This window comes from Hyphomonas sp. KY3, from assembly GCF_017309975.1.
Taxonomy (GTDB): Bacteria; Pseudomonadota; Alphaproteobacteria; order Caulobacterales; family Hyphomonadaceae; genus Hyphomonas.
Window position 1 is genome coordinate 181,129 of record NZ_CP022271.1, and the last position, 22,196, is coordinate 203,324.

Sequence of the window (22,196 nt, forward strand, 5' to 3'; positions counted from 1 at the left end):
TTCTTTACCGGAATAGTCCCTTTCTCCGATGATTGCCCTGACCGAACAGGAACGCCAGATTCTCGCGCTCGTCACGCCCGTGGCCGAGTCGCTTGGCATGGAAATCGTTCGCCTGCGCGTGCAGGGCGGGCGGCGCCCACAGCTGCAGATCATGGCAGAGCGCGCCGGCGGCGCCCCAACCAATGTCGAGGATTGCGCCAGCTTGTCGCGCGCAATCGCGCCTCTGATGGATGAGGCTGACCCGATCAGCGAGGCCTACACGCTGGAAGTGTCCACGCCTGGCATCGACCGTCCCCTGACGCGGGAAGGGGATTTCGGGCGCTGGATTGGCCATGCGGCGAAGATTGAACTGTCCCGGCCGATTGATGGCCGTCGGCGGTTTTCCGGTGTGATCCGGGGCGAGGACGAGGATGGCGCGCATATCGAGCTGGACGGCGAGACTGAACTCGTTGCCCATGTCCATGAGATGAGCCGCGCCAGCCTGATCCTGACCGACGAATTGATTGATGCAGCGCGCGCGGCTGGCACCTTGCCGCCGCAGCCAGACGAAGACGACCTTGGCGATCTGGAGATCGACGAGACGGACGAAGACACCGATACAAACGAAGAGACGGGAGACGTCACATGAACACCATCGGCGTTTCAGCCAACAGGCTGGAAATCCTGCAGATCGCGAAAGCGGTCGCCGAAGAGAAGGCAATTGATCAGTCGATTGTCATCGAGGCCATGCAGGAAGCAATCGAGAAGGCCGCAAAAGCGAAATACGGCCAGGAGCACGACATTCGTGCGAAGATCGATTCTGTGACAGGCGAGCAGACGCTGTGGCGCATCCAGACCGTTGTGGCGGACGAGGAGTTCGAGGACGAGTCCAAGGAACTGCGCCTGTCCGAGGCCAAGAAGATTGATGAGAACCTGGTGGCAGGTGACGAGCTGAAGGAAGAGCTTCCGCCTTTCGATTTCGGCCGTGTTGCTGCCCAGACGGCCAAACAGGTCATCATGCAGAAGGTTCGCGATGCCGAGCGCGAGCGCCAGTACAATGAGTACAAGGACCGTGTCGGCGAAGTCATCTCCGGTGTCGTCAAGCGCGTAGAATATGGCCATGTCATCGTGGACCTCGGCCGCGCCGAAGGCATTATCCGTCGCAATGACGGTATCCCGCGCGAGAACTTCCAGACCAATGACCGTGTCCGCGCCTATCTCTACAAGGTGAGCCGCGAGACCAAGGGTCCGCAAATCTTCCTGTCCCGCTCTGCGCCTGACTTCATGGTCAAGCTGTTCGCTCAGGAAGTGCCGGAAGTTTATGAGGGCGTGATCGAGATCAAGGCCTGCTCGCGCGATGCGGGCAGCCGCGCCAAGATCGGCGTGATCTCCAATGATTCCTCCATCGATCCGGTCGGGGCCTGTGTCGGTATGCGCGGTGCGCGTGTGCAGGCTGTGGTCGGCGAACTGTCGGGTGAGAAGATCGACATCATTCCCTGGAACTATGACGATGCGACCTTCATCGTGAACGCCCTGCAGCCGGCCGAAGTGTCGAAAGTGGTGCTGGACGAAGAAGAGCGCCGCGTTGAAGTCGTGGTGGCTGATGATCAGTTCCCGCTGGCCATTGGCCGTCGGGGCCAGAACGTGCGTCTCGCTTCCCAGCTCACCGGCTGGCAGATCGACCTCGTGACCGAGAGCGCCGATTCCGAGCGTTACCAGCGCGAGTTCCAGGAGCGTACCGACCTCTTCATGAAGGCGCTTGATGCCGACGAAACGCTGGCGCAGTTGCTGGCGTCCGAAGGCTTCGAGACGGTCGAAGAGATCGCCTATGTTGCGCCGGAAGACTTCATCACGATTGAGGGCTTTGACGCTGACGTGGCGGAAGAGCTTCAGGAGCGCGCCCGGGAATTCCTTGACCGTCTTGCCGCTGAGAATGATGCCAAGCGCAAGGAACTCGGTGTTGAGGACCCTGTGATGGAATTGGAAGGCATGACGCCTTCCTTCGCGGTCCGCCTCGGCGAAGAGGGTGTTCAGACGCTGGACGATGTGGCGGGTCTTGTGCCGGACGACATCACCGGTTGGCGTGAGCCCGGCCCTGACGGCAAGCCGGTCTGGGTCGAAGGTGTTCTGAAGAAGGGCGAGATGCGCAAGGATGACGCGCAGATGTTCATCATGCGCGCACGGGTTGCCGCAGGGTGGATCGAGCCGGACGCCATTGAGCAGATGCTGGCCGAGAAAGCCGAAGAAGAAGCCCCTGAACTTACCGAGGAGGAGCGTGCGCTCCTGGCACTTGGTGAACTGGGTAACAACCCATCACCGGATGCGGTGGACGAAGCTCTTGAAGAGCTCGAGTTTGATCTCGATGCCCTGGCAGCGGAGGGCGGTGATGATGAAGAGGCCGCACCGCAAGAGTGAAGCGCGGGTAACCGCTACTGAAGGTCGTGTTGCGGACGGGGAGGGCCCCGTCCGGCAATGCGCCGTAACCCGGGAAAAGCTTCCGCAGGATGCGATGGTGCGATTTGCGCTGTCGCCAGACAATGTCGTGACCCCGGATATTTCAGGCAAGTTGCCTGGCCGTGGCGTCTGGGTCCATTCGGACCGTGAGACGTTGGAAACGGCCGTGAAGAAGGGCGCCTTTGCGCGCGGCTTCAAGCAACAGGTCATTGTCCCGGAAGGACTTTCTGGCACTGTAGAGACTTTACTGTTGCAGAGGCTGACCGGCCTGCTGGGCATGGGGAAGAAAGCAGGGGATATCGTGCTTGGCTTCGACCAGGTGCGAGATGCGTTGCAGAAGAAGCGTCCTGGCTTGCTTCTGGAAGCCGCTGATGGTGCAGAAGATGGCCGTTCAAAGGTGTATTTCCTCGCCAAAGCATTATATAGCAACGTGAAAATGGCCGGTGCGCTCAGTTCAGAGGAATTGGGCGTGGCTTTTGGACGTGAGCGTGTGATACACGGTCTCGTCCGCAAGGGTCCAATTGCGAAGGCGACAGAGCTTGCTTATCAGCGGCTAGCCGGATTTCGAGCAAGGCCCGAACTGGACTGGTTCCCGGATCAGGATCGGTAGCGGAAAACAAGGCCGAGGCGCATGGGCGCGGATCGGTAAGAAACGTGGTATGAAGAACGTATGAGCGATACGAAAGACACTGGTGGTAATACGGGCGGACGCAAGCCGCTCACTGTTGCACGGAAGTCATCCGGCACGGTGAAGCAGAGCTTCAGTCATGGCCGCTCCAAGCAGGTGGTTGTTGAAACCAAGAAGCGCCGGTCTGTAGGACCGAGCGGTTCGGCTGCTGCGCCAGGTGGTGATGCTTCGAAAGCGGCTTCAGACTCCCTCGAAGCCCGCCTCGTCGCGACCGCCAAGAAGCTTGGTATCACGGTCAATGAGCTGAAAGCCCGCCAGAAAGCGCTGTATGAGCGCAAACAGGAAGAGGCCAGCCGCGCCAAGGAAGAGCAGACCCAAAAGGCTGCTCAGGATCGCTTGCGCTCGGAGCAGGAAAAGAAGATCCAGGAAGTCAAGGAACGCGAAGAGGCTGAAGCTCGTCGCAAGGCTGAGGAAGAAGCTCGCAAGGTCGAGGAAGCCGCCGCGAAGGAACGTGCGGATCGCGCGCCCAAGGCTCGCGGGAAGACGGATGCAGCCGCGCCAGCGGCGACCCCACCCGTTGATGACAGCCCGGCACGTGCCAAGCGCGGCAAGTCCGGTCGTGATGACCGTGATCGTGCCAGCCGCGACTCACAGAACCGCAGTTCACGCGGTGGCGGTGGTGGCGGCGAACGTCGCCGTGGCAAGTTGACGATTTCTTCTGCGCTCGGTGATGACGCTGATCGTCAACGCTCGCTCGCCTCGCTGCGCCGCGCCCGGGAGCGTGAACGTGAGCGCCGTACAGGCGGTAATGACCAGCGCGAAAAGATGTCCGTTGAGGTCACTCTGCCAGAGACCATCACGTTGCAGGACCTTGCCCAACGCATGAACGAACGCGTCGGTGACGTTGTGAAGTTCATGATCCAGCAGGGTGAAATGCTCCGCGGGAACGACATTATCGATGCCGATACGGCTGAACTGATCGCCGAGGAATTCGGCCACACCGTGAAACGCGTGTCTGAAGCTGATGTCGAGATCGGCCTGGAAGGCGGCGAGGATGATGCGAAAGACCTGAAGCCGCGCGCGCCGATCGTGACGATCATGGGCCATGTCGATCACGGCAAGACGTCGCTTCTGGATGCCTTGCGCAAGACAGATGTTGTGGCAGGCGAAGCTGGCGGCATTACGCAGCATATCGGTGCCTATCAGGTGAAGCTGAAATCCGGTGACAAGATCACCTTCCTGGATACGCCGGGCCACGCAGCCTTCACGGCGATGCGTGCCCGCGGCGCGACCGCAACCGATATCGCAATTCTTGTGGTCGCAGCCGATGACTCGGTGATGCCGCAGACGATTGAATCCATCAATCATGCGAAGGCTGCTGGCGTTCCGATCATCGTCGCCGTCAACAAGAGCGACCTTCCGGATGCGAATGCCGACAAGGTGCTGACCGATTTGCTTCAGCATGATGTGCAGGTTGAAAGCATGGGTGGTTCGACCCAGGCCGTGAAAGTATCTGCGCTGACCGGCGCCGGACTGGACGAACTGACGGACGCCATCACGCTCCAGGCTGAACTTCTGGAATTGAAGGCCAATCCGGCCCGTCCTGCGGACGGTACCGTGATCGAAAGCCAACTCGACAAGGGTCGCGGCCCGGTCGCGACGGTTCTGGTCAAGCGCGGCACGCTCAAGCGGGGCGACATTGTTGTTGCCGGCGCTCAGTGGGGCAAGGTCCGTGCGCTCGTCGACGAGCGTGGCCAGCAATTGAAAGATGCCGGTCCGTCGCTTCCTGTCGAAGTGCTCGGCCTGGATGGCGCACCAGATCCGGGTGACCAGTTCGTTGTGGTCGATACCGAAGCGCGTGCCCGTGAAGTCACCGAGTATCGTGTACGCCAGAAGCGTCAGGTTTCCGGCAAGGCTGGCGCAGCCGCGCGGGCATCGCTCGATCAGCTACTCAGCAAGTTGAAGGACGGGTCTGTCGAAACGTCGGAACTGCCGGTGGTCGTCAAAGGTGACGTCCAGGGTTCCGTCGAAGCGATCAGCCAGTCTCTGGACAAGATTTCGACCGACGAAGTCCGTGCACGGGTCATTCACGGTGCGGTCGGCGGTATTTCCGAAAGCGATGTTCTGCTCGCCCAGTCCTCCGAAGCTCCGATCTTTGCGTTCAATGTGCGTGCAAACAAGCAGGCGCGTGACCTCGCAGAGAAAGAAGGCGTCGAGATCCGCTATTATTCGGTGATCTACGACCTGATCGACGATGTGAAATCCACGCTGTCGGGCATGCTGGCCCCAGAGAAGCGCGAGACCTTCATCGGCTATGCCGAAATTCTGGAAGTCTTCAACATCACCAAAGTCGGCAAGGTTGCCGGTTGCCGTGTGTCCGAAGGCAAGGTTCTTCGCGGTTGTGGAGTTCGCCTGCTGCGGGATGATGTTGTCATCCATGAAGGCAAGCTGAAAACACTGAAGCGCTTCAAGGATGAAGTGACTGAGGTCAGCTCCGGCATGGAGTGCGGTATGGCGTTCGAGCGCTACGACGACATGCGTGTCGGCGACAAGATCGAGTGCTTCCAGGTTGAGGAAATCGCAAGGTCGCTTGAATAAGCCAGGAACGGATGATTGCGCCTGATCACATCTCCGGCCTTCTGGGTGAAAAAGACCAGAAGCGCCTGATCCGTCTTTCAAGGCGAGGCGCAGTCGGGCCGACCGCAATATATTATGCGGGCGTGACGGCACCCATCATATCGGCCAGCATGTCGGTCATGATGCGCAACGCGACCGAAATGGCCGGCCTCAGCCCATATTGGCAATGGTTCCTGTCGGCGCTTGTCGCCGCGTTTGCCGGGATTTCTTGGTATCTCATTTTCATTCGCTGGTCATACCGGTCTCCGGTCGATGTGTTTGGAGCCTCGCCTCTGGAAACCGAAATCAGTGTGATGGACGAATATCTGAAAGTCCGACGAGGCGGTATCGAAACCCGAATTGACTGGACCAGCGTTGCGGCCGTCAAATCCAGTCGCGGGTTCACATCGGTACAAATACAAGGCGCAGATGCGCTGATCATTCCCGACGAATGGTTCAACAAGGACAAGCAGGCGCGCCGCAATTTCGTGGAGCGCCTCAAACAGAAAGCAGGTGTCTGATGGCACGCAAATCATCCTCTCCGGGGCTTCCGAGCCAGCGCCAGTTGCGCGCAGGCGAACTTGTGCGTCATGCGATCTCGGACATTCTTGCCCGAGAAGACTTTCGCGACCCGGACCTTGTCGGCGTCATTGTGACAGTCGGAGAAGTGCGCTGCTCCCCCGACCTGCGCCATGCAAACATTTTTGTATCACCGCTGGGCAATGACAGCGAAGAGGGGCGTACCAAACTTGCGGAAGCCCTGAACCGCGCGGCGAGTTTCCTGAGAGGAAAACTTGGCCGGGAAATCGAGCTGAAATTCACGCCGCAGCTCCATTTCATTGCCGACAAATCCTATGATGAGGCGACCGCGATTGACCGCTTGCTGGCAGATCCTCGCGTGAGACGCGATCTGGACCAGGAATAGCATCTGGTCCGCTGTCTCTGGACAGGTTGTAAGTTGACTCGCCTGCACCAGATTGCGAGCGTTGATTGATCGCAATCAGGGGCCCGCACGGATGGATCGCCAGACGCTCGACATGGAAGGGGCTCGCCGGGGAGAGATTTCTGCGGCGTCGCTTCAGATGGGCGAAGACACGATCGCCATCCAATGCATAGCCACCATGTCCGTGGAGTCGAAGGAGTTTGCGCCATGGGAGACGCCCGCGAACAAGCGAACCCAGAGCCTTTATGCGTCCTTCTTCGTAATCAATCTGTTCTTCGGTCTGATGGCGCTCGCCTGGGGCGGCCTGTTTCCGGGGAACGGCTCCAGCATGGTCGCGCTGTTGGTGGGCGGCGTGCTGACGTTGCTGGGGTTTATCCTTGGCATTCGCGCGGCGTTGATCGCGCGTCGCATGAAGACGCGCCAGCCTTATTACCGGCTCGTGATCGGCGCATCGGATGGGCGGCAGATCCCGCTGGTGGATAATAATCGTGACGTGTTGATGCGTATTCGGGACGTTGTCCGTCACAAGATGGATTCCGGTGAGCGTGCCATCCGCGGCGAGTTTGATCTCGATCTGGATCTTGTGGACCTCAGCTTGCCGACCGAGCCACAAAAGACGATTGCGTCGCCAAGAGAGCCAGTCGTTCCGGCTGGACCCTCCGAGACCGAAACCGAGGTCTTGTTCGATCACGATCCCGAGATCGTCCGCGACGCTTCCTGACCTCCATTGTCGCAGGGCTGGCCGCACTGGCTTGACGCACATGAGCGGGCTGCGTATGGCCGCGCCTTAATCCTTTTCCGACACACCGCCGCCCGCGTTCGAACCGCGTGCTGGCGCAACCAGAGAGTTCTGAAACTTGGCCCGTCAAAGAAAGCGCAAAGGCGACCCGATCAACGGGTGGCTCAACCTGTTCAAACCTGTCGATATCACATCAACTCAGGCCGTCGCGATCCTGAAGCGGAAGTATAATGCTCAAAAAGTTGGCCATGGCGGGACACTGGACCCGCTGGCCGACGGTATCCTGCCAATTGCTTTCGGCGAGGCGACCAAGACGGTGCAGTGGGCGATGGATGCCCAGAAGGAATATGTCTTTACCATTCGCTGGGGCATCTCGACGGAAAGTCAGGATGCCGAAGGCGAAGTGACCGCCACATCCGAAGCGCGACCAAGGCGGGAACAGGTGGAAGAACTTCTGAAAGGCTACCTGGGGACCATTGAGCAGGTGCCGCCGAAATTCTCTGCGATCAAGGTAGATGGCCAGCGGGCCTATGACCTCGCACGGGAAGGGGAGGAGTTCGAACTTACCTCGCGCGAAGTCGACGTGTTCACGGCCAGTGTGATTGGTATGCCGGACGCAGACCATACCGTGATCCATGTCACGTCGGGCAAGGGCTTCTATGTCCGCGCCATGGCACGGGACCTGGCATTTGATCTCGAATGCGAAGGCCATATCAGTCAGTTGCGGCGCACACGTGTCGGCCAGTTCGGCGCCCCTGCGGCGATCCCGCTGGCAATGATTGAGGAAGCTGAGAATATGGAAACCCTGATGGGGTTTCTTCAGCCGATCCATGCCATGCTCGAGAATGTGCCAAGTGTGGACATCACACGCGAGGAAGCAGGAAACATCCGCCACGGACGGACGATTGTTCTATTGCCGCACATAATTGAGCGATGGAAGGAAGAATCGTCTGACGATCCAGACGACCGGGCAGCGATCGCCGTTTGCGACGGAAAAGCTGTTGCCTTGGGGGATGTCCGCGCCGGGCGTTTCGAGCCAAGTCGCGTATTTACGTCATAATTTCAGGCGTTTTACGAGTTTTCCAAGAACTGTGTCAGGTCTCTCTCAGCGCGGAGACGGGGCCCATTCCTGCGGGAATTCGTGAGATTCGTCCCATGCAGATGTACATCCATTAATGTGGCTATTTGATTCATTAATTTTTTCGCGCCTAGCGAGATTCTGCTGGAAAGTTGCACGGAATCTGCAAGATGCGTAGTCCCGTCAATGACGGCGGGAAACAAGGGAGTACTCTTATGAATCTCAAGAAAGATATGCTCCTCGGCTTCAGCAACCTTCGTGACGCGAAAAACGACACGATGGTCGGCTGCAAGGGAGGTCGCAACAAACGCCGGCGCGGCGGAAGAAAATTCTTCAAGTTTTGGTAGTATACCAGCGCTAGCGAACGTGCACCGCCTCTCGCGAGGCGGTGCACATACTTAAACAGCGTATGCCGGGAGATTCGTTGAAAATGCCGTTCCGCTTCATTCCGAACTCCAGCGACGCCATCACGACCAATCAGGCCATGCATGATGGCCTGTATGACAGCCTTCGATATCTGGCAGGCGAACTGAGCGACAAAGCGCCGACACTGCCCGCTGCATTTGAAGCCTGGCGCGAGGAAATCGGACCAGCTCAGCGCGTATCATCAGCGGTATTCGGAACCTACTACGACGCTGTGGAAGCTCTCCAAGCCGGTGAGACCGACACAGGTGTGGCGCTTATTCAGCGCATTCTAACGGAACATCCCGTGGCGCGGAGCACGAAGATCACTGTTCTGGGACGTGACTATACAGACGCTGACAGTCGCCGAATTCAAACTTTCATGGGCGCTCCCGAAACGGGCGCTGCAGGCGTAACTCGGCCAGACCCGTCGCAAGCCGACCGCTTCTCCGCGAAGCTGGAAGAGGCAATTGGCTGGATAGAGCACAACCTGCCCGAGTTGCACGATGAGATGAATGCACTGCTGGGGGAGTTGGTCCTGGTGGGGCCGGCGGAAGGCTCGCTCGAGTTTGAAGGCGGCACCTGTTTCCGCCTCTGGGGTGCAATTGCCCTGAATGCAGAGCGTAAGGCGTCTGTGGCCGATCTGATTGTCACACTGGCGCACGAGGAAGGCCATGCGGCCCTGTTCGGTGCCTGCAAGAATGAAATGCTTGTGGAAAATCCGGATTCAGAATTGTTCTGGTCGCCCATCCGCCGAACCGAACGCCCGCTGGAAGGTATTTTTCACGCATCATTTGTATCTGCCCGGATGATTTGGGTGTTGAAGCACATGCTGGCTGGCGATGAATTCGGTTGGTTCGAGCGCCGCCGACTCAGGAAAATCCTGAAGGAAGCCGAAACCATCCAGCGGGACTCTGCAGACATTGTCCGGCGCGAGGGACGTTTGACCGAGACGGGCAAGAGCGTGCTGCAGGCGATGACTGATTTCATGGATGGGTCAGGCAAGTTGCCGATTTCCGTCTGACATGACGGCCTCCTTCATCATACGCCGGGCCATGCGCAACCTTGTATGGATGTTCGCGCATTCCTGGGGCTCGGCGATCTTCGGCCTTGTCAGCTTCGCGATCATGGCGCGCATTCTGGGACCGGAGCCGTATGGCATCATGGCGCTCGCCAGTCTGATATTTGGCCTGGTGGGCATCTTTGTCGGCCCGCCTTTGACCGAAAGCCTGCAGCAACGAGAAGACCTCAGTGATGGACACCTGGATACGACCTTCTGGTTGAATTCAGGTCTGACGGTTCTGTTTTCCATCATCATCGCCTTGCTGGCAAAACCTCTCGCCAACCTGATCGGCGCTCCCGCCGTAGCGGATGTCCTGCCTGCGCTCAGCCTGCTCATGGTATTGGGTAGCGTTGAGGGGGTGCCTGGAGCACTGCTCCAGCGGCGTCTGGAAAATGATAAAGTGGTTCTGATCGAGACGGTTTCGGAAGTGGTCTCAACCGGCGCGGCACTTGTGTTGGCAATTCTCGGCTTCGGCGTTTGGGCGCTTGTCCTCAGTATGGCGGTTGGCACGGTGATCTCGGCAGCGGGCATCATCTATGCCGCGAAGTGGCGACCCGGATTTGCCGTGAGCCGGGACGCCTTTCGAGAATTGTTTGCGTTCAATCGCGATACCGTACTGACCTATCTGCTCGGCTATGTTGATGATGCCATTCCGCGCTTCCTGCTCAGCATGATCGGCGGCGAACGCGCGGTCGGCCTGTTGGCGATGGCTGGCAATGTTTCCGGCATGCTGACGGAACTGTTGATGGGACCATTCAATGAGATCGCGATGAACGTGGTGGCGCGTCTGCAGTCCAGTCGCCAGACGGTGCATGATCTGCTGGACCGTGTATTCGCCATGACGACAGCAGCCATCTATCCGGCGACCCTGGGCCTTGCAATGGTGGCACCTCTGCTTGTGCCGCTTGTCGTGGGGGATGAATGGGTGGCGGCGGTGTTGCCGATACAGATTTTTCTTGTTCTGGGGATCCGGGACGCCACAGGCAATTTCAATATTGCGATCCTGAGGGGTGTAGGCGACAGCAAGTCTCCTCTGTTGATCCTTTCGATAGGTATCGTCCTCTTGGGCGCAATGGCGCCGTTCCTGATGCCATATGGTGTTGTCGGTATTGCGGCGCTGATCGCCCTGCGAACTTTTCTCACATGGCCGCTCTCGGCCTTGCTGGTGCAGCGAGCCGCAGGCTACTCGGCGCTGCACCAGCTGACCGTTGGCTGGCAGGCACTGCTCAGCGCGATCGGCATGGTCGGCGCGGTGTGGACAGTCCAGAAATTCCTGCCGAGTGAATGGTTCGATGTCGCCATCATTGCTGCAATGGTTGCGACTGGTATTGTGGCCTATGGTGCGCTCATGTTTTTGATTGGAGTGCGGCAAGTCAGGGAAATCCGGGAGGGGATGACCTGGTTCCGAAACCATCATGACAGCGTCGAAGACGCGATCTGAAATCTGACAGACGGGGACGAATAATTGATCTGCTTTATCACATCCGGATCGCACAAATACGCTGTGCGCGAGCTGCGCGACGTTCCCGGCATGCCGAAGATCGATCTGATGTCGTACAACCAATTGCTTCGCAAGAAGTCCTTGCCTCGCGCCACCTACGTCTTCACCGATTTTGACCGCATTGATTTCTGGACGCGCGAACTGGCCGCCAAAGCCTATCGCTGCCTCACGGCCAACAATGCAAGGGCGCTGAATGATCCGGCCAGCGCGCGCACCCGGTTGCCCATGCTCAAGAAACTCCAGGGCGAAGGCCTGAACAGCTTTTCGGTATGGGACGCGGAGATGGATGGCTTGCCGGATCGGTATCCGGTATTCCTGCGCACACGCGCGGCGCATCGCGGTACGCAGACCGAATTGCTGACGACACCGGAAGAGGCTCGGTCTGCGCTCGACGAACTCGTCAGATCGGGGCTTTGCCTGTCAGATCTGATGTTTGTGGAATATTGCGCCGAGCCTATTGAGGATGGCTTGTTCCGCAAGCTTGCCGCGTATTGCGTGGGCGATGAAGTCATAACCGGAATGTCCGTCCACGATGAAAACTGGCACGCCAAGTATGGCAAGGAAGGTGTGGCGAGTGAGGCGCACTATCTCGACGAGATGCAGGCGGTGAAGGAAAACCGCCATGCTGCGGGGATTGCCGGGCATTTCAAGGCAGCAGGCATTTCCTTCGGACGGGCGGATTTCACGCTGGTGAAGGGAAAGGTCGAGGTCTACGAAATCAATACGAACCCGAACAATTCGCTGATTTTGGACCATCCATTCCCCTTGCGGGTTGAGACAGACGCCTTGTTCCATCAGCGTCTGGCCGAGGCGATGCGGGCCATTGATACGGAAACAGGTGGTGATCCCATCTTGATGGACCATCCAGACCTGGTCTCCCAGCGCAAGCGCGATGGCTATTTGACACGGCCGCGCTGGACTCCTTGATCACAGCATTGCGGCGGCGTGTGCACTGGCCCAGGCCCATTGGAAATTATAGCCACCCAGCCAGCCGGTAACGTCCACGCATTCTCCAATGAAATGCAGGCCCGGAACATGGCGGCTTTCCATCGTCTTCTGGTCCAGGCCGTCAGTGGCGATGCCGCCCACGGTGACTTCGGCGGTGCGATAGCCTTCCGTGCCCATTGGGGGCACGCGCCAATCCTTGAGGAAGGCTGCGAATTCGTCGATGGCGACGTGGGAGAGGTCGGCCAGCCGGGCATCTTGTGCGATCGGGCCGAGATCTGCGATCAGGTCGGCGAGGCGGGCAGGGAAGTGGGCTTCCAATGCCTTGGCGAGCGTCTGTTTCGGCGCAGCCTGCTTGGCGGCGCGCAGGGCATCGCCCAGATCTGCCTTCGTCAGCAGGCTGAGGGACAGGGGGTCGCCCTGATGCCAGTAGGAGGAGGTTTGGAGCGCTGCAGGGCCCGAGAGGCCGCGATGGGTGAAGAGCAGGTCTTCATCAAAGCGCGCACCGGGGACGCTGGCGAGCACGGGGGTAGCGACGCCGGAGATCGAGGCGAATTTTTCGCCCAGCTCACCCGAAAAGGTGAAGGGGACAAGGCCGGGCCGCGTTTCCACGATGTCATGCCCGAACTGGCGGGCGATGTCATAGGCAAGGCCGGTCGCGCCCATTTTGGGAATGGAAAGCCCGCCTGTGGCCACGATGAGCCGCTCTGCGCTGGCCGCACCGCTGCTGGTCTCGACCGTGAACCGTCCATCCGTATGGGTCACGCCGGAAACTTCTGTGGAGAGGCGGATCTCCGCGTCGCCCTTGTCGCATTCGTCCAGCAGCATCTGGATGATGGCGCCGGATTTCTGGTCACAGAAAAGCTGGCCCTTGTGCTTTTCGGTATAGGTCAGGCCGTGGGCGGCCATGAGGGAAATGAAATCCCAGGCCGTGTAGCGGGCCAGCGCCGATTTCGCGAAATGCGGGTTCTGGCTGAGAAAGCGGTCGGCGCGCGTTTCGAGATTGGTGAAGTTGCAGCGTCCGCCGCCGGAGATGCGTACCTTGTCGGCGGGGCGTTTTGCATGGTCTAGCACCAATACACGCCGTCCGCGTTGACCGGCAAGGCCCGCATGGAACAGGCCCGCCGCGCCCGCGCCCAGGACAATTGCTTCATAGGATGTCGGCGCATTTGGCATGCGCGGGCTTTAGCGGGTTTGGACTGCGCGGGCTAGGCAGGCAACTGTCTACTCTGTCGCCGGAGGGAGAACAGCACCGCCAGCGGGCCAGTCTGTATCGCCCGTACGTGTGACTTCCATGCGGAATATTTCCATCGGGTCTCCGCTGGCTGGATGGTAGTGGCCGATTTCGGTCCAGACATCACCGTCCAGGGTCGCGACATATTTGACTTCGGCCTCCGGGCCAGCAGGGATGGTCCAAATGAACCCGGTCTCGGTTGGCACCAGTTTGAAAGACCCGGTTCGATCGGGCAGATAGCTGTTCATGTCGCAGGCCTCGGCGTCTTCGGAACAGGACACGACAGCGAAGGCGTTGAAGGCCAGTGAGCCGTCGTCGCGATAGCCGCGCCCTTCGATCACCGCGATCGCGCCGTCCAGCATGAGACCGACACGCTCTGTCTGTGTGACAGTATAGGGCTGCCTGGCCTCGTCATAGCCGCTCGCCGTGCCCACCCATGTGCCATAGAATGGGGTGAGCGGATGGGCAGGGGCGGCGGCCTCTTGCGCCAGTGCACCAAGGGCGAGGGCGAAGGTCGCCGCGGTGAGGGAGAGCGTGCGGACCATGACAAGTTTCCTTTTTGCAGAATACTTTGAAAAGCAAAGTGAATGATCAAGAGACCTGTGTCAAGTTTGGCGTGAGTGGAATAGTGGGACGCGAGAAGTCACGGCCCATGCGCAAGGCGAACTGGCGCGGGCCATCCGGGTCTCTCATGGTCAAGCGCAAGCCCTGCGTTTGCGCTTGGGCCTTCTCGGGTAAATCGCCGTGCGATTTGTGCTCCTCGAAGAGCAACCTCTCGCTCACAAAGACCGTATCCCCGGCGCATGCCGGGGTCGCCTGCAGAAACTAAGCTGAGCCAGCCGCGCGAGACTCCGGCATGCGCCGGAGAGGCGGGGATGACAGGAAGGGACGTGCCTCAGACCGGCCTTGCATAATAGGCGACGGTATAGTCCGGCGTGTAGCGTTTCTCGCCAACACGGACGAAGCCCATACGGGCGTGGAATCTGTGCGAGCCCGGATTGTCCGGGTCTGTGTTCACTTCCGCGCCGAGCCATTGGCGACCGCGGGCGAGGTCGAAGGCGGCTGCATAGAGGCGCTGGCCGAGGCCCTGTCCGCGCGCGGCCTTTGATATAGCGATCCGGTCAACATAGAGCAGGTCGCAGCCTTGCTCTGCCTGCCACGCTTCGAACCAACGGAGATTGGCGCTCTCATAGGCCAGCGTGCCGGGCTCGATCAGCGTGATGAAGCCGAGCGGCGCGCCGTCCGCATCTGTCGCGACGAGGCAGGTGGCGAGATCAATCCATCGCTTCAGGCCCTTAGCCGAATCCTCATGCCCCACGCCGGGCGTCGAGGCCTGATTGATGGCATAGAGGGCAGGGAGGTCGGAAGGGGTGTAGGGACGGATGAAAAAAATGTGTGAGATTCGGTTTCCAAACTCAGGTCGGAGGTACTGAGTAGTAGTTCTGCGCCCACAACACGATGGTCATTATTCCGAAGACGATTGTAGGCAAAACTCTGGTTGTGTCAGTAAGGACTTCTGTGATGGCATACATCTTAAAGTTCTCAGAACGCTGGCTAAGCCCTCTTTCAATGTTTTCGTTTAGTGAGGCGATGTCGCTGTATACCCGATCTAAGCTTTCGGAAACTTGGTAGCGCACTCGTCCGATCGAGCGCAGCTCTCGCTCAATTGATTGCAAAAAGTGGGGTTTGTATGGGACACCATAATTTTCAGCAATTGTTCGCGCTCTTCTTTCGTCATCTTCATCGAGTAGATCTCGATCTCCAAATTCGTCTTGATAAGCTTGGTAAGCATTCGCGAAGTCTTCTTGCCGAATCTCTAGCTCGTGCGCTCTCTTCTCCGACTCTGCAGCTTCTGTGTTAAGCTTATCCATCGTTTCCCTATCTTCAATGCCCTCATTAGCCCTAATGTTGGCGAAAGTGTCTCGTAGGTAGGCCGGGTAATTTGAAAGAAAGGACGGTATCTGGATTATTGAGTAAGCAAATATCAAGGCATTGGCTATCAAGAAAGCTAAGGCGATATACTCATCTGTAAGATTTGAGAAATTTAGCGGGCCAATTTCTTTCTGCATATTAAGTTTGTCGCTTAATAAGACGTATGCTGAGAAATAAAAAAGAACGATCCACTTCCGCTGAGAAATCAAGCGATTTCTGTTGTAGCGATCCCGGACTTCGAATCTCTCACTGTCTGTAATTTTTTCAAGCCACGACACAGTCAGTTCTTCCCAAACTTCCGGTCCCGCCCTGCCAGCAACCGCAAGCGCAGCGCATTCAGCTTGATGAAGCCTTCCGCGTCTTTCTGGTCATAGGCGCCGTGGTCGTCTTCGAAGGTGACGATGTCTTCCCGGTACAGAGAATAGGGGCTGGAGCGGCCGGTGAGGTAGGCCTGGCCCTTGTAGAGTTTCAGTGTCACTTCGCCCGTCACCCAGCGCTGGGAATGGTCGATGGCGGCCTGTAGCATTTCGCGCTCCGGGCTCCACCAGAAGCCATTATAGATCAGTTCCGCATAGCGCGGCATCAGTTCGTCTTTCAGATGGGCCGCGCCCTTGTCGAGCGTGGCCTGTTCGATGCCGCGATGCGCCGTCAGCAGGATGGTGCCGCCGGGCGTCTCATAGATGCCGCGGGACTTCATGCCGACGAAACGGTTTTCGAGCAGGTCCAGCCGGCCAATGCCGTGCTTCTTGCCATAGGCGTTCAGCGCGGTGAGCAGCGTGGCGGGGGACACCTCTTCCCCATTGATGGAAACGGCGTCGCCGCGCTCGAAGCCGATCGTGATGATCTCTGCTTCGTCGGGCGCGTCTTCCGGGCTGATCGTCCGCATATGGACGAATTCCGGCGCAGGCTCTGCCGGGTCTTCCAGGACTTTCCCCTCGGAAGAGGAGTGCAGCAGGTTTGCATCGACCGAGAAGGGGGCCTCGCCGCGCTTGTCCTTGGTGATCTCGATGCCGTGCTGCTCAGCGAAGGCGAGCAAATCCGTGCGGGATTTGAAACTCCAGTCGCGCCACGGGGCGATGACCTTGATGTCCGGGTTCAGGCCGTAATAGCCAAGCTCGAAGCGGACCTGGTCATTGCCCTTGCCGGTTGCGCCATGACAGACGGCGTCAGCGCCGACCATGTCGGCAATCTCGATCTGGCGCTTGGAGATCAGCGGACGGGCGATGGAAGTGCCGAGCAGGTAGACGCCTTCATAGACGGCGTTGGCACGGAACATGGGGAAGACAAAGTCACGGACGAATTCCTCGCGCACGTCTTCAATGAAGATGTTCTCCGGCTTCACCCCGGCGGCGAGCGCCTTGGCGCGGGCTGGCTCCAGCTCCTCGCCCTGTCCGAGGTCTGCGGTAAAGGTGACGACTTCGGCGCCGAATTCCGTCTGCAGCCATTTCAGGATGATGGACGTGTCGAGGCCGCCGGAATAGGCGAGCACGACTTTTTTCGGAGCGGAAACGGACATGAATTTGTACCTTGTTCGGGGACCTGCTGATTGCGGGGATGCAATAGGAGGGAAAGCCCGCGATTACAAGCGTTGCGCGGGGACCGGGCGTTCACGAGAGTCTCACAAGACTCTTTGGCGGAAGGGATAGTTTGATCCCGGTTAACGCGATATAGTCGGGCCGTTAAGGTTAAGGTAGGCAGCTGGGGGTTAGATAGGGTCATGCTTGAGACGCACATGACAGATCGGCGCGAGCCCGTTTCCGTACTTCCCGAAGCCCTTCGCCGTGCCGTCCTGGACTGCACGGACACGCGCGCCGATGCGCCGCGCCAGAGTGTGGCGGAGGCCTCTTTCCGCGACCGGCTTGAAGCGCGCCGCGCGGTGCGGACCCAGTCCACGCTGGCCATCACATCCGGCATTCATTATCCAACACTGGACGCAGGCCGTAACCGCCCCGCGCCGATGCGGGCGGCCAAGCCGAAACGGCCTGTGAATGCGGTTGCCGAGCCGCAGATGCGTGTCACGCCGATATTGATGCGGGCCGTGTCGTCCATGGGCGGCGCATTGCCTGCGATCACGCTGTCGAATGGGCTGACCCTCGGCGGCGGAGACGGCGATGATGCGTCCGGCATGGGCGCGCGCATGGCCAAGCTGTCGCAGATCATGTTTGCGGGTCTTGCCGTGCTCGGCTTTGCGGGCCTGTCTTTCATGGCGGCTGACAATGCGCTGAACGGCGCTGACGGGGCCGATGGCGACGAGGATGCCGCCGCGGCTGCTGAAACACATGCCGCGCTGAAAGCGGCAACCAGCCAGCGGATCACGTCCAGCCAGGCGTCTGCACTCGCGATGGCGAGCGCCTCCGCGCCCGCCGATGGCACGGCCCAGCCCTGGTTCGACTACAAGGCCATCGCCTCTGACATTGCCGCACGCAATGAAGTGCATAGTGAAGCCCAGCGCGTTGCCGCTGTGGCCGCCTCTGCTGAAGCAGAACGCCGCGCGGCTGCGGCCATTGCCGAGGCGGAAGCGCAACAGCTTGCCGAAGAACAGCGCCTTGCGCGTCTTGCCGAAGCGACACGGCTTGCAGATGCCACTGCCGAGAAGCGCCGCCTTGCCGAGGAAGAAGCCGCACGGGTGGCGCGCATGGAAGCGATCCGCCAGGCCAAACTGGATGCAGAGCAAGCTGCAGCTGCGCGCGCCGAGGCGACGCGCCTTGCCGAACTGGAAGCGCGCCGCATCGCGCATGCCGAGACCGAAGCCCTGAGGCTCGCCAATATTGAAGCTGACCGTCTTGCCGAGGCGCGCCGGGTGGCTGCTGCGGAAGTGCAGGCGCTGCGCGCACCGGTTCAGTATGTGTCGATGGCGAATGCGGTCAGCTTGCCGGTGGCGCCAACGCCGCAGGTCAAGCCGCTGGTCCGCACACCCAAGGCCAAGCCCGTGGCGACCTGGGCAGCGTATAGTGGCCCAATGCCAACCACGGCCTCGCTGAAACCGTCAAAGCCCCTTGTCCTGGTTGCGCAGACACCCGTCGAGCGTGCTGCGCCGCCCGCCCTCAAGCCCAATGGCGCGCATGTTCGCGCCTTTGACCGTCCGCAACCGGTTCAACAAGCCTCTCAAAAGGTCGAAGCCTTCATGGCCGAGCGGGTGCAGCGCACCGCTGATGTGCCCGTATCCGCGGCGGCCCTCGAAACCTTGCAGGCTGAATTCCTGTCCATCGTGAACTCCGCGCAGGATGGCGCGGTTTCCACGATTGCGTTGCCACAAGGCGGCCAGATCGAGATCACGGTCGAGCAGACGACCATGCGCGAAGCGAGCCGGCCTGTGCTGAAGACGGTGAGTTATTCGGTCAGCGAATATAATGCTGTGCAGCGTTCGGTGACGGCGCAGGTGGATCGCAGTGTTGCCCTGACGTGCCGGGATATTTCCTATGTCATTCCGGGCAAGGAGCGCGGGCGGTTTGCGGCATGCGAGTCGGGCAAGGGCGAGTGGCTGATCTCGCGGGCGAGTGAAGAGCCCAAATCAAGCATCTAGGCGTTTGGCCATGTCCTTGTGATGGCGCTTGGCGCGCTTGATCAGGTGTTTCTCCACCACGCGGAAATTCTTGCGGTGTGACCGGAAGAAGAAGTCGAATACGTCGCCCGCCAGTGGGACAGAGCCGAGGACCACGTCGACGACCAGATTCCAGATAATGTGTATGTGCGCCGTGATGGGCAGTTTCAGCCGGGCCGCGGTGCCAAGGGCATAAAGGCCAGCGGCGCCAGTGATGGCATCGCCTGCGACGGGGATAATGCCGAGCAGGGAATCGAGACCGAACGGCACGCCGGCAATCCTGAAGCGCGTATCCATCAAATCCGAGAACCGGTCGAAGCCGGCGATCTCGTCGGCGACAGTGCGCCCATTGGGCAGGTGCAGCGATTCTGCTTCTTCCTGGCTGATCCGTGATGGCATGTCATTTGTCCCCTTATTCCAGTGTCACAGTGACCCAATATTGCGCCGCGCGTCAAAGCCTGTTGAATGGCGCGTATGGATGATACGCATGTCTACAAATTGCTGACCGACGACCAATGGCGTGCTGCCGAGGCCTCCGGGGTGACCAATGTGCCGCTGGACCGTGACGATGGTTATGTGCATCTGTCCACGGCGGCGCAGGTCGGCGAAACGGCGGACAAGTATTTCAAGGGTCTCAAGGACGTGCGGCTGGTCCGCTTTCCCGTGGACCGTTTGCCGCCACTCAAATGGGAAACGAGCCGGGGTGGGCAATTGTTCCCGCACCTCTACGGGCGGTTGCAGATTGCCAAGGCCGATGCGGTTTGGCGGCTTGCGCGTGCAGAGAATGGCGCCCCGCTCATGCCAGAGGATTTGAATGATGAGCCTGACTGATCTTGGCGTTGCCGTAATCAAGCTGTTGCCGCCGGAAGCGGCGCACACAACAACGATCCGTCTTCTGAAGGAGCGCCTGGGCGTGCCGGTCAATCCGCCGGCAACCCATCCGACGCTCGCAGTTAAGCTGCCGAAATCAGGACTCGTCCTGTCCGGGCCGGTGGGTCTTGCCGCGGGATTCGACAAGAATTGCGACGTGCCGACCGCCATGTCGAAATTTGGCTTCGGCTTTGTAGAGTGCGGGACCGTCACGCCGAAGCCCCAAGCGGGAAATCCGAAGCCGCGCCTGTTTCGCCTCAGCGCTGACAAGGCCGTCATCAACCGGATGGGGTTCAACAATGAAGGTCTCGACAATTTCGTCGCGAACCTCAAAGTGTATTCCGGTGCCGTGCCACTCGGCGCGAATGTCGGGGCGAACAAGGAGAGTGACGACCGAATTGCGGATTATGTGCGCGGTATCGAGTCCGTTGCGCCCCATGCGGACTATATCACGGTCAATATTTCCTCGCCCAACACACCGGGCCTGCGCGGCTTGCAGGACAAGGCATCGCTCGAAGCTTTGCTGATGGCGTGCGGTGCGGCTGAGCGTGCGGGCAAGCCAGTCTTCCTGAAAGTGGCGCCGGATCTCGACCCGGAAGCCATTACAGATATCTGCGGCGTTGTGCGCGGACCGGGCGCATGGCTGTCCGGCCTGATCGTTTCCAACACGACGATTGCGCGACCGGACAGCCTGAAGAGTGCTGACAAGGGTGAGGCGGGGGGCCTATCTGGCGCGCCCCTCATGAACTCCTCCACGGACGTGCTGGCAAATTTCGCGCGTGAACTGAAGGGTGAGTTTGATCTGATCGGGGCAGGCGGCATTACCAGCGGGGCCGATGCCTATCGCAAGATTCGGGCAGGGGCCCATGCGGTCCAGCTTTATTCTGCGATGATCTATGAAGGGCCCGGTCTGGCCGAACATATCAATCGCGAACTTGTCCGCCTGTTACAGGCGGACGGTTTCACGACGCTGGCTGATGCGGTCGGGAAAGATCTCTGAACAGGCGCGGCACATAGGCGCCAAGCGCAGCCGCACGAAACACATACATTGTCAGAAAAGCTGCCCAGACACCGGTATTGCCCCAGGCCGGACGCAGCAGCATGTCGGCGCCGAGATAGAGCACAGCTGAGATGACTCCCGCATTCCGCAGGGCGCGGCCTTGGGTCGTGCCAAGGAAAAGCCCGTCCAGCTGCCACGCAGCGATGCCGAGCAGGGGGACAGCGGCGCACCACGGAAGATAGGCCAGCGTTGCGGCGCGCGCCTCCGGATCACGAATGAAGGTTTCGATCACCCAGCCGCCGCCGAAAAGATAAAGCAGCGAGATCGCTGCGCCGGAGACAAGCGCGAACTCTGTTGTCAGGCGCATGGCCCGGGCAAGCCGTTTGCCGTCGCGCGCGCCATAGGCTTCGCCAGCTTCTTTCTCCGCCACGAAGGCAAATCCGTCCAACACAAAGGCGGCGACGGTAATGAACTGGAGCAAGACTTCATTGCCGGCCGTCACCGCAGTGGAGATCAGCGTGCCGGAGCGGACAAACCAGGCAAAGCAGAAGACCAGCGCCAATGTGCGGATCATGATGTCGCGATTGGCCGCAAACAGCGCGGTGAGCTTGTCCCGGTCCAGCAGGCGGGCATGGCCGCGGAAGGCAGGCGCGACAAGGATAAGGCCGAAGATCAGCGCGACCCATTCAGCGATGGCTGTGCCTGCGCCAATCCCGGTCGGCCCCCAATCGAGGCCTGCGACGAACCAGGCATCCAGCCCGGCATTGGTGCCATTCATCACGATCTGGAAGGCGAGCATCTGGCCGGTCTTGCCAGTGCCGAGCATCCAGCCGGTGACGGCGAGGCCCATCAGATATGCGGGCGCGCCCCAGATGCGTGCATTGAAATAGCCCTTGGCAAGGGACTCGACAGTCTGGGTCCCTTCGAAGGCCGCGAACGTGCCTATCTTCAGAAGAGGAGAGAGCAGGAAAAGCGCCACTCCGATCGCGCCACCCAGCATGAGTGCGCGCAGGAGGATGGCGCGGGATTCGGCTGTGTCGTGCTGGCCATTGGCCTGCGCCGTCAGGCCTGTGGTCGACATGCGCAGAAAGCCGAAGCCCCAATAAATGAAACTGTAGGCCACAGCCGCGATGGCGACGGCAGCCAGATCTGCCTTGTCCCCGAACCGGCCCATGATGGCCGTATCAACGACGCCCGTCGTGGCGGTCGCGGCTTGCGCCAGAATGATCGGCACGGCGAGGGAAATGACTTTTCCGCGGGTCAGCATGCCC

At 59.8% G+C, this 22,196-nt stretch carries 22 protein-coding genes; 15 read left to right on the forward strand and 7 right to left on the reverse strand.

Annotation, left to right across the window (positions count from 1 at the left end; genetic code table 11):
- Window positions 1-28: 28 nt before the first annotated feature.
- The 12 genes from rimP (at window position 29) to CFA77_RS01015 (ending at window position 12,330) form a co-directional block, all read left to right on the forward strand.
- Window positions 29-628, forward strand: coding sequence for a ribosome maturation factor RimP (gene rimP / locus CFA77_RS00965; RefSeq protein ID WP_206991868.1), 600 nt, complete (start codon window positions 29-31; stop codon window positions 626-628).
- Window positions 625-2,394 carry a transcription termination factor NusA gene (gene nusA / locus CFA77_RS00970; protein WP_206991869.1) on the forward strand — a complete coding sequence of 590 codons (1,770 nt, stop codon included), beginning with the start codon at window positions 625-627 and terminating at the stop codon, window positions 2,392-2,394. The genes rimP and nusA overlap by 4 nt, the downstream gene beginning before the upstream one ends.
- The gene (locus CFA77_RS00975) at window positions 2,366-3,043 is read left to right on the forward strand and encodes an RNA-binding protein (protein ID WP_242517437.1); all 678 of its coding nucleotides are present in this window, start codon (window positions 2,366-2,368) and stop codon (window positions 3,041-3,043) included. Before nusA ends, CFA77_RS00975 begins: the two co-directional genes overlap by 29 nt.
- Before the next feature lie 60 nt (window positions 3,044-3,103).
- Window positions 3,104-5,659 carry a translation initiation factor IF-2 gene (gene infB, locus CFA77_RS00980; protein ID WP_206991870.1) on the forward strand — a complete coding sequence of 852 codons (2,556 nt, stop codon included), beginning with the start codon at window positions 3,104-3,106 and terminating at the stop codon, window positions 5,657-5,659.
- Window positions 5,660-5,670: 11 nt separating this feature from the next.
- A complete protein-coding gene (locus tag CFA77_RS00985; protein WP_206991871.1) occupies window positions 5,671-6,198 on the forward strand; it encodes a YcxB family protein in 528 nt (175 codons plus the stop codon).
- Window positions 6,198-6,602: a 30S ribosome-binding factor RbfA gene (gene rbfA / locus CFA77_RS00990; RefSeq protein ID WP_206991872.1), complete on the forward strand. Its 405-nt coding sequence runs from the start codon at window positions 6,198-6,200 to the stop codon at window positions 6,600-6,602. Before CFA77_RS00985 ends, rbfA begins: the two co-directional genes overlap by 1 nt.
- 91 nt (window positions 6,603-6,693) lie before the next feature.
- On the forward strand, window positions 6,694-7,341 hold the full coding sequence (locus CFA77_RS00995; RefSeq protein ID WP_206991873.1) for a hypothetical protein: 648 nt from the start codon (window positions 6,694-6,696) through the stop codon (window positions 7,339-7,341).
- Window positions 7,342-7,477: 136 nt separating this feature from the next.
- Entirely contained in the window at window positions 7,478-8,419 is a 942-nt protein-coding gene (gene truB, locus CFA77_RS01000; protein WP_206991874.1) for a tRNA pseudouridine(55) synthase TruB, read from the forward strand.
- Between the two features lie 233 nt (window positions 8,420-8,652).
- Entirely contained in the window at window positions 8,653-8,784 is a 132-nt protein-coding gene (locus CFA77_RS17175) for a hypothetical protein (protein WP_255342031.1), read from the forward strand.
- An 83-nt stretch (window positions 8,785-8,867) separates the two neighbouring features.
- Window positions 8,868-9,863: an HEXXH motif-containing putative peptide modification protein gene (locus CFA77_RS01005; protein ID WP_206991875.1), complete on the forward strand. Its 996-nt coding sequence runs from the start codon at window positions 8,868-8,870 to the stop codon at window positions 9,861-9,863.
- Between the two features lies 1 nt (window position 9,864).
- Complete coding sequence (locus CFA77_RS01010) at window positions 9,865-11,343, forward strand: oligosaccharide flippase family protein (protein ID WP_206991876.1); 1,479 nt, start codon at window positions 9,865-9,867, stop codon at window positions 11,341-11,343.
- 24 nt (window positions 11,344-11,367) lie between these two features.
- On the forward strand, window positions 11,368-12,330 hold the full coding sequence (locus tag CFA77_RS01015) for a hypothetical protein (protein WP_206991877.1): 963 nt from the start codon (window positions 11,368-11,370) through the stop codon (window positions 12,328-12,330).
- Here CFA77_RS01015 and CFA77_RS01020 read toward each other — a convergent pair whose 3' ends face one another.
- From CFA77_RS01020 to CFA77_RS01040, 5 genes are all read right to left on the reverse strand, one after another.
- Complete coding sequence (locus CFA77_RS01020; RefSeq protein ID WP_206991878.1) at window positions 12,331-13,524, reverse strand: NAD(P)/FAD-dependent oxidoreductase; 1,194 nt, start codon at window positions 13,522-13,524, stop codon at window positions 12,331-12,333.
- Window positions 13,525-13,572: 48 nt separating this feature from the next.
- Window positions 13,573-14,127, reverse strand: a complete 555-nt coding sequence (locus CFA77_RS01025; RefSeq protein WP_206991879.1) for a hypothetical protein — start codon at window positions 14,125-14,127, stop codon at window positions 13,573-13,575.
- Window positions 14,128-14,477: 350 nt separating this feature from the next.
- Window positions 14,478-14,984, reverse strand: coding sequence for a GNAT family N-acetyltransferase (locus CFA77_RS01030; protein WP_206993134.1), 507 nt, complete (start codon window positions 14,982-14,984; stop codon window positions 14,478-14,480).
- Between the two features lie 13 nt (window positions 14,985-14,997).
- Entirely contained in the window at window positions 14,998-15,792 is a 795-nt protein-coding gene (locus CFA77_RS01035; RefSeq protein ID WP_206991880.1) for a hypothetical protein, read from the reverse strand.
- Window positions 15,793-15,794: 2 nt separating this feature from the next.
- Window positions 15,795-17,030, reverse strand: a complete 1,236-nt coding sequence (locus tag CFA77_RS01040; RefSeq protein ID WP_206991881.1) for an argininosuccinate synthase — start codon at window positions 17,028-17,030, stop codon at window positions 15,795-15,797.
- Window positions 17,031-17,246: 216 nt separating this feature from the next.
- On the opposite strand from CFA77_RS01040, the gene CFA77_RS01045 reads away from it, so the two are divergent.
- Window positions 17,247-19,037 carry a hypothetical protein gene (locus CFA77_RS01045; RefSeq protein ID WP_206991882.1) on the forward strand — a complete coding sequence of 597 codons (1,791 nt, stop codon included), beginning with the start codon at window positions 17,247-17,249 and terminating at the stop codon, window positions 19,035-19,037.
- On the opposite strand, the gene CFA77_RS01050 is transcribed toward CFA77_RS01045, so the two are convergent.
- Window positions 19,026-19,454 (reverse strand): DUF4112 domain-containing protein, encoded by a 429-nt coding sequence (locus tag CFA77_RS01050; protein ID WP_206991883.1) that lies wholly within the window; start codon window positions 19,452-19,454, stop codon window positions 19,026-19,028. The genes CFA77_RS01045 and CFA77_RS01050 overlap by 12 nt on opposite strands.
- Window positions 19,455-19,520: 66 nt before the next feature.
- Between CFA77_RS01050 and CFA77_RS01055 the strand changes: the two genes are divergently transcribed.
- Together CFA77_RS01055 and CFA77_RS01060 are read left to right on the forward strand one after the other, a co-directional pair.
- Window positions 19,521-19,886 (forward strand): DUF952 domain-containing protein, encoded by a 366-nt coding sequence (locus CFA77_RS01055; protein WP_233347876.1) that lies wholly within the window; start codon window positions 19,521-19,523, stop codon window positions 19,884-19,886.
- Window positions 19,873-20,925 carry a quinone-dependent dihydroorotate dehydrogenase gene (locus CFA77_RS01060; protein WP_206993135.1) on the forward strand — a complete coding sequence of 351 codons (1,053 nt, stop codon included), beginning with the start codon at window positions 19,873-19,875 and terminating at the stop codon, window positions 20,923-20,925. The genes CFA77_RS01055 and CFA77_RS01060 overlap by 14 nt, the downstream gene beginning before the upstream one ends.
- Here CFA77_RS01060 and CFA77_RS01065 read toward each other — a convergent pair.
- A complete protein-coding gene (locus tag CFA77_RS01065) occupies window positions 20,888-22,192 on the reverse strand; it encodes an MATE family efflux transporter (RefSeq protein WP_206991884.1) in 1,305 nt (434 codons plus the stop codon). The two genes, CFA77_RS01060 and CFA77_RS01065, sit on opposite strands and share 38 nt — an antisense overlap.
- Window positions 22,193-22,196: the final 4 nt, after the last annotated feature.

Excerpts from the sequence above, each read along its gene's own strand:
- CFA77_RS01050 (WP_206991883.1), bottom strand. The coding sequence starts at position 19,454 with ATGCCATCACGGATCAGCCAGGAAGAAGCAGAATCGCTGCACCTGCCC.
- CFA77_RS01060 (WP_206993135.1), top strand. The coding sequence starts at position 19,873 with ATGAGCCTGACTGATCTTGGCGTTGCCGTAATCAAGCTGTTGCCGCCG.
- CFA77_RS01055 (WP_233347876.1), top strand. The coding sequence starts at position 19,521 with ATGGCGCGTATGGATGATACGCATGTCTACAAATTGCTGACCGACGAC.
- CFA77_RS00995 (WP_206991873.1), top strand. The coding sequence starts at position 6,694 with ATGGATCGCCAGACGCTCGACATGGAAGGGGCTCGCCGGGGAGAGATT.
- CFA77_RS01025 (WP_206991879.1), bottom strand. The coding sequence starts at position 14,127 with ATGGTCCGCACGCTCTCCCTCACCGCGGCGACCTTCGCCCTCGCCCTT.
- CFA77_RS01020 (WP_206991878.1), bottom strand. The coding sequence starts at position 13,524 with ATGCCAAATGCGCCGACATCCTATGAAGCAATTGTCCTGGGCGCGGGC.
- CFA77_RS17175 (WP_255342031.1), top strand. The coding sequence starts at position 8,653 with ATGAATCTCAAGAAAGATATGCTCCTCGGCTTCAGCAACCTTCGTGAC.
- rbfA (WP_206991872.1), top strand. The coding sequence starts at position 6,198 with ATGGCACGCAAATCATCCTCTCCGGGGCTTCCGAGCCAGCGCCAGTTG.
- rimP (WP_206991868.1), top strand. The coding sequence starts at position 29 with ATGATTGCCCTGACCGAACAGGAACGCCAGATTCTCGCGCTCGTCACG.
- CFA77_RS01010 (WP_206991876.1), top strand. The coding sequence starts at position 9,865 with ATGACGGCCTCCTTCATCATACGCCGGGCCATGCGCAACCTTGTATGG.
- CFA77_RS00985 (WP_206991871.1), top strand. The coding sequence starts at position 5,671 with ATGATTGCGCCTGATCACATCTCCGGCCTTCTGGGTGAAAAAGACCAG.
- CFA77_RS01045 (WP_206991882.1), top strand. The coding sequence starts at position 17,247 with ATGACAGATCGGCGCGAGCCCGTTTCCGTACTTCCCGAAGCCCTTCGC.
- CFA77_RS01065 (WP_206991884.1), bottom strand. The coding sequence starts at position 22,192 with ATGCTGACCCGCGGAAAAGTCATTTCCCTCGCCGTGCCGATCATTCTG.
- CFA77_RS01040 (WP_206991881.1), bottom strand. The coding sequence starts at position 17,030 with ATGTCCGTTTCCGCTCCGAAAAAAGTCGTGCTCGCCTATTCCGGCGGC.
- CFA77_RS01005 (WP_206991875.1), top strand. The coding sequence starts at position 8,868 with ATGCCGTTCCGCTTCATTCCGAACTCCAGCGACGCCATCACGACCAAT.
- infB (WP_206991870.1), top strand. The coding sequence starts at position 3,104 with ATGAGCGATACGAAAGACACTGGTGGTAATACGGGCGGACGCAAGCCG.
- nusA (WP_206991869.1), top strand. The coding sequence starts at position 625 with ATGAACACCATCGGCGTTTCAGCCAACAGGCTGGAAATCCTGCAGATC.
- CFA77_RS00975 (WP_242517437.1), top strand. The coding sequence starts at position 2,366 with ATGATGAAGAGGCCGCACCGCAAGAGTGAAGCGCGGGTAACCGCTACT.